The sequence below is a fragment of the Verrucomicrobiota bacterium genome (genome assembly GCA_037139415.1).
Classification (GTDB): domain Bacteria; phylum Verrucomicrobiota; class Verrucomicrobiia; order Limisphaerales; family Fontisphaeraceae; genus JBAXGN01.
In genome coordinates, this window is record JBAXGN010000307.1 from 1 (window position 1) to 5,272 (window position 5,272).

Below are 5,272 nucleotides of genomic sequence, written 5' to 3' on the forward strand. Positions count from 1 at the left end.
ACCTGTTTCTACAGGCGGTTTAATTTTGGGTTATTCTCCGGTCACACACCCGCACGTCAGATTCGATCCCGGCGACGCCACTACCGCCTATGCCGCCATGGGAACGCCAGGACTTTATCGCCTTAGCTTCGCTGCGGATGGCACTTTCCAAGCCGCGACCAAAGTGCTGGATCCTCCTGCCGGTGGCGGCGGCGCCATAAGGTGCGTAGCTATGGATCGGCACGGCAGAGTATTCGCGGCAGCGGGCGACAACACCGGTGCTGGCGAATTTGTGAACATGTCGGTTAACCGCGGGGTTTCATGGACAAACCTCAAAACGGATATGCCCGGGATAGCGGATGCTTTGGGAGTCCTCGAAACCGTCACGTATCCCTCCGGCGAGGAACATCTGCTTATCGGCACGCAAGGAACCGGAGCATTTCGCCGCCGCTTGCCTCCGCCCGGTGGCATCATCACGATCAAGAATGGAACCACAACCCTCAACCATTCGCAGTCCACGTTGGACTTCGGCACCGGGGGATTGATGCCTGGCAGTTCAGTGACCCTGACAATTTTCAACCGTGGCACGATCCCTCTTACAAGCCTCAATCTCAGGGTCACGGGCATCAACGCTGCAGAGTTTTTGGTCAATCAGCCAATATCTACCACAGTCCCGCCTGGCGGTAGCACGACATGCACAGTGACATTCTCGCCAGTCGATCATGGAGTACGTGCTGCGGCGCTCCACATTGCGAGCAGCGCAACGGATCAGAGTTCGTTCGATATTAACCTGACCGGACCAGGCCAAACGCTCTTGGAAACCTGGCGCCAGACTTACTTTGGCACGACGAACAATGCCGGGAATGCAGCCGATCTGTTCGATTACGACCATGACGGACTCGTAAATCTGATTGAATATGCGTTTGGATTGAACCCGACGCTTGCTGACTCTTCGCAACTCCCCGCTGGGCAAATGATCGGTAGCAACTTCGTGATCAGCTTTACTCAGCCGAGCAGAGTCGGAGGTATCACCTACGTCGCGAAGTGCCGCACAAGTCTGACATCGGTAAGTTGGGTGGCGGTTCCCGACACCGGCACTCCGCCACAGCACATTTTCAGTGTACCCATCGGCACCAACACACAGCTCTTCATGAGGCTAGGAGTAACCGCTCCGTGATGGCAGCGATTGAGGAGGCATCCCTTTGGGAACGATTCAAATTGCGACATCATGAAAAACAGGCAAAACGCTGGTCTGGCCTCGAAAATGAAACTGGGAGCGAAGGGAAAACCGGAGCCCCGGTGGATCAGGAACTGCCGCCTACGCGGAGAAGAGGTTATTCGTTAAAGGTTCATTATCAACAAGCAAAATTCTTCCGCGATCAAAAGTGTTCTTTTTTGACTCACTGTGCGCTTGAACTGGCCCGTTCCTACTCATGGTTGCGTCGTTCGCTTCTCGGTCCTGGTTCCAGCGAACAACCGCCTGTGACTCCCTGGCCGTTAACCGCCCAGGTTGTTGTTTAATTGGCAGCAACTTCAAATATCCGGCGTGATTGATGCCAAGGAAGAAACCGCCACCCGAAGTCAGCATTGGGGTCTGCAACAGGGTTGCCTTATAGGCAGTGGGAATCTTTGCGCCAGGGGCCAGGAAGGTACCGGAGACGGAACCGTCCTTGGCAGTGACCCGCACAACAAGGTTGCTCAATGGCCCGGAGATCAGCCGTATCTGGTCATTGGTCAGGATCACCGTGTTGGTCAACGGCACCGTTTGGTTTCCACCACCCAGATCAAATGGCCGCTATCCCAGTTCACCGCGTCCGTGCCGGGAGACGGCGGCGTATAGGATTGCAGGTTCACCGCACGGTTTTCTGAAAAACCCTGCGAATAATATTTGCCGTGCGGCACGGTACCCTTGATCCACAACACTGGCGGCAATTCAAATGACTGCAGGTCCAGGAACCCAAGCAACATCCCGCCACCCGGTTGCAGCGGACTGTACAGCGGTAACTCAAGGCTCAGCGACCGGCGGAGTTGGCGCGGCCTGTGTCGGGGGCGAAGGTGGTGAAGCACAGGCCGTGACAGCGGAGCCGGCTCGCTGCTGCGCATGGTTAGGCGCATTACGTTCAAGCACTGGATTTCGGAATGCCCACCCTCGAATTAACGACTGGCAAGGGCGCTCGAAATACCAATAGCTACACAGGGACAACGGAATAAGAACAGTGAAAAATAGCAAAAGCGAGAAAGGCGTGTAGAAAAAGCCACTTTGAATAGATAGTAAGGTGGTGCTACCAATAAATATTAGCTGTAGCGGAAAGTGCAAGAGGTATGACGAATAGCTAATGTGACCAAGGAAGGCTAATCGTCTCCCCAATGTTCCGCGATGCAACTCCCATAATGCCAACGTTATAATTGTTGCTGGAAAGAGTATCAACTCGAACGAAAGCGGAGCTAGCATAAGGAGGATGGCACCGCCAACATCTTTGCCAAAAACGCGAAGACTTTCCGTCCAAAAGTACGCTTTATAAATACGGTAAAATAGGTTTTGGTAAACATTGAGCGGAACTAATACCCACAGCAGGCATGAGGCCACGCCAAGACATCGGAGCGCTATTCGTGGAGGATTGCAACGCGCAAGATAGCCAAATATCTGAAAGGATAAGCCCCCAATAAAAAAGGAGAATAAACCGCGTCCGATATGAGGAAGCCCAATGCTCCATAGGTAATAGCCACAGCAGACAAATCCACACAGTAACCACCAACGACTGAGCCGCAGAAAGCACACCAGGAAAAACAGGACATAGCAAAGTATCTCTACGGAGACGGACCAAATCGGGCCGTTGAAAGAATATCCCTGCTCGAAACCCCAGTTCGATGCAAATGTGGTCTGAAGCGCAAAATGAAAAAGGTCGTTGTGTGAATATACAAAAGATGAACCATCACGCCAGAGCATGAATTGCTGACCGGCGGCCACCACAAGAAGTGTCAAAAAATGAAGTGGATATAACCGTGAAATGCGGAGAACGGAGAATTGCTTGGCTGACGTTTCTCGCCGCGCGATCTTTTCGTTGTAGAGCCAAAAGAAAATGAATCCTGACAGGCAAAAAAACAAATCCACAGCGCGCCAGCCGTCTGTATAAAGTGGTTTGAACAAAAAGTAGAGTGGTTGTTGCGTGGCAGCGAACGGTGGAAGTTCTGTTCTGCGCGAGAAGAAGTGTTGCCAGTGGTAGAACACAACGGCTAATGCCGCAATTCCCCGCAAGGCATCCAGCGAATAGAAGTGCCTTGGGAGCGTCCGAGCGTTAGGTTCAGAAGAACGCATGGTGAACGGTTTTGGGGGGGAAATGCGCCTATCGCCGCTGCTTAGGCGCGGCGGCGCTGGATCCTCCAATCTTATTGCATTGGTTATTTTTAGCCATGACACCCCCTGCCGCCGGGACTGCGAAGTTGGTTAGGGTACATTACTATTTGTTCGCTGCTCATTGGCAGCAAATACAAAATCCGGCTCCTGAAACAGGCAAATCTTGTTTTTGAACTGTTTGCACTCTGATTTTGCAAGTTTGGGCGTTTTGGGGTGATTTTACAATGCCGGCACTGGCTATCCAAGGCTGCGATTTAGAGTTAGGTGAATTTAGGTGTCATTCATTAAAAGTTTATTGTCAACAAGCAAAATTCTTCCTGTCGTGCTTACCTTTAATGACACAACCACTATTTGGGCTCTTTGTGAAACGCCTTGGCGACATTCTTGAACCATGGACGAACGATAAACCCGAAGTGCATGCGGTTCAGAAGGTCAATCCAGCGCTTGACCGTATCCACCGCCACCTGAATTTCCTGGGCGAGATTGGAATAGACAAGTTGCTGCGCACTACGTTCAACGAGAAGTTGCATGAGCGTTTCCATCGTGCCGAGATCGGTGATATGAGCGATGTCGCGGAGGTCTTCCCGTGAGAGTTGCTCCTGGCGCCAAGGAACGCCCGCGGCACGTGAAGCGAGTATCGCGCCGAAGAAACGGTTCCGGGAATCCGCCGTGTTCCCAAAGCGTCTCCCAATCGGTGGCGGAGATCTCACGCGGCCCCTGAATCTCACGAGTAGGCTTCGCATACATCGTAAAATAGTCCGGACCAATTTACGATACCCGCGAAAACGGTCCCGGACGGAATCACGGATTCCAGTATGAAATAGGTGGCGTTGAAGAGGCAAAACGGTTATTTTTTATCAGTTATGACAAATATACACCTGAATACTCGCCAACCGTGGTTCGTCGGTTTTGGCGGATTGCTACTCACCTTGGTGTTGACCGCGCACGCTGCGCCGCTGACGCCGGGCGAACCCATCGCGCTGGGAAAAACCCAAGGCACCTTTGATTTTATCCGCATTGACACCGCGAAACACCGGCTCCTGCTGGCGCATACGAAAAATAAAACCTTGGACGTGTTTGACCTAGATGCCCGCAAACTGCTGAAAAGCGTGGCGACGGGTGCCGCGCAGGATTGCGCCGCCGATGACAAGAACGGGCGGTACTACGTGGCCGTGAGCGCGCCGCCGCGCATGGCGATTGTGGACGCCGTGAAGCTGGAGATGATCGGGGAAGTCCCGCTGTCCGCCCCCGCCGACCTGATGACCTTCAACCCGGCCAACGGACTGGCCTATGTGTGCAATGACGAAGCCCCGGAACTATGGGTCATTGACCCGGCTGCCAAAAAGATCACCGCCACCCTCAAACTTTCGGGCAAGGGCATGGAAGACCTGGCGTTCGATCCGGCCAATAAACGCCTGTTCCAAGTGGTGAAAGACAACCATACGCTGGTGGTGATTGATCCCGCCAGCAACAAGGTGCTGGAAACCTGGAACACCGAACCCGCCAGTAACCCGCACGGCATGGCGATCGTGCCGGATGCCGACACCCTGCTGGTTGCGGGCGGCAACGGCAAGCTGGCGCTGATGAGTCGCTCGACCGGCAAGGTCCTGGCGAGCGCGGAGATTGCCTCCCGCGTGGATGAAATGGCGTACGACCCGGAACTGCACCTGGCATATTGCGCAAGCAGCGCGGGCAAGCTCTCGGTGGTGCGCGTTACGGGCGATACACTCGTCTCGCTCGGCGATGTCCCCACCGCTGCCGGTGCCAAAAGCGTCGTCGTTGACCCGAAGACCCACACGGTTTGGATTGCGTACAGCAAGGGCACGCAGAGCTTCGTGCAACCACTGGACCCGGCCAAATAGCGAACGAACCGCACCCGGCTCATTCCAAATCGCTATCAAGATGAGACTAATTCGCTGGTCTTTTGAGCTGCTGGCT

General features: G+C 54.0%; 6 protein-coding genes. 2 read left to right on the forward strand and 4 right to left on the reverse strand.

The features are described from left to right. Nucleotides 1–1,156, forward strand: a 1,156-nt coding sequence (locus WCO56_28790) for a choice-of-anchor D domain-containing protein (protein ID MEI7733598.1), incomplete at its 5' end; no start/stop codon positions are given. A 141-nt stretch (nucleotides 1,157–1,297) separates the two neighbouring features. On the opposite strand, the gene WCO56_28795 is transcribed toward WCO56_28790, so the two are convergent. The 4 genes from WCO56_28795 to WCO56_28810 all read right to left on the reverse strand — a co-directional run bounded on the left by WCO56_28795 (nucleotide 1,298) and on the right by WCO56_28810 (nucleotide 4,044). Next, nucleotides 1,298–1,741 (reverse strand): hypothetical protein, encoded by a 444-nt coding sequence (locus WCO56_28795; GenBank protein ID MEI7733599.1) that lies wholly within the window; start codon nucleotides 1,739–1,741, stop codon nucleotides 1,298–1,300. Beyond that, entirely contained in the window at nucleotides 1,732–1,947 is a 216-nt protein-coding gene (locus WCO56_28800) for a hypothetical protein (protein MEI7733600.1), read from the reverse strand. The genes WCO56_28795 and WCO56_28800 overlap by 10 nt, the downstream gene beginning before the upstream one ends. Before the next feature lie 37 nt (nucleotides 1,948–1,984). After that, nucleotides 1,985–3,295 (reverse strand): acyltransferase, encoded by a 1,311-nt coding sequence (locus tag WCO56_28805; GenBank protein ID MEI7733601.1) that lies wholly within the window; start codon nucleotides 3,293–3,295, stop codon nucleotides 1,985–1,987. 386 nt (nucleotides 3,296–3,681) lie between these two features. Further along, nucleotides 3,682–4,044 carry a DUF4143 domain-containing protein gene (locus WCO56_28810; protein MEI7733602.1) on the reverse strand — a complete coding sequence of 121 codons (363 nt, stop codon included), beginning with the start codon at nucleotides 4,042–4,044 and terminating at the stop codon, nucleotides 3,682–3,684. Nucleotides 4,045–4,197: 153 nt separating this feature from the next. Here WCO56_28810 and WCO56_28815 point away from each other — a divergent pair, with 153 nt between their 5' ends. Further along, nucleotides 4,198–5,196 (forward strand): hypothetical protein, encoded by a 999-nt coding sequence (locus WCO56_28815; protein MEI7733603.1) that lies wholly within the window; start codon nucleotides 4,198–4,200, stop codon nucleotides 5,194–5,196. Nucleotides 5,197–5,272: the final 76 nt, after the last annotated feature.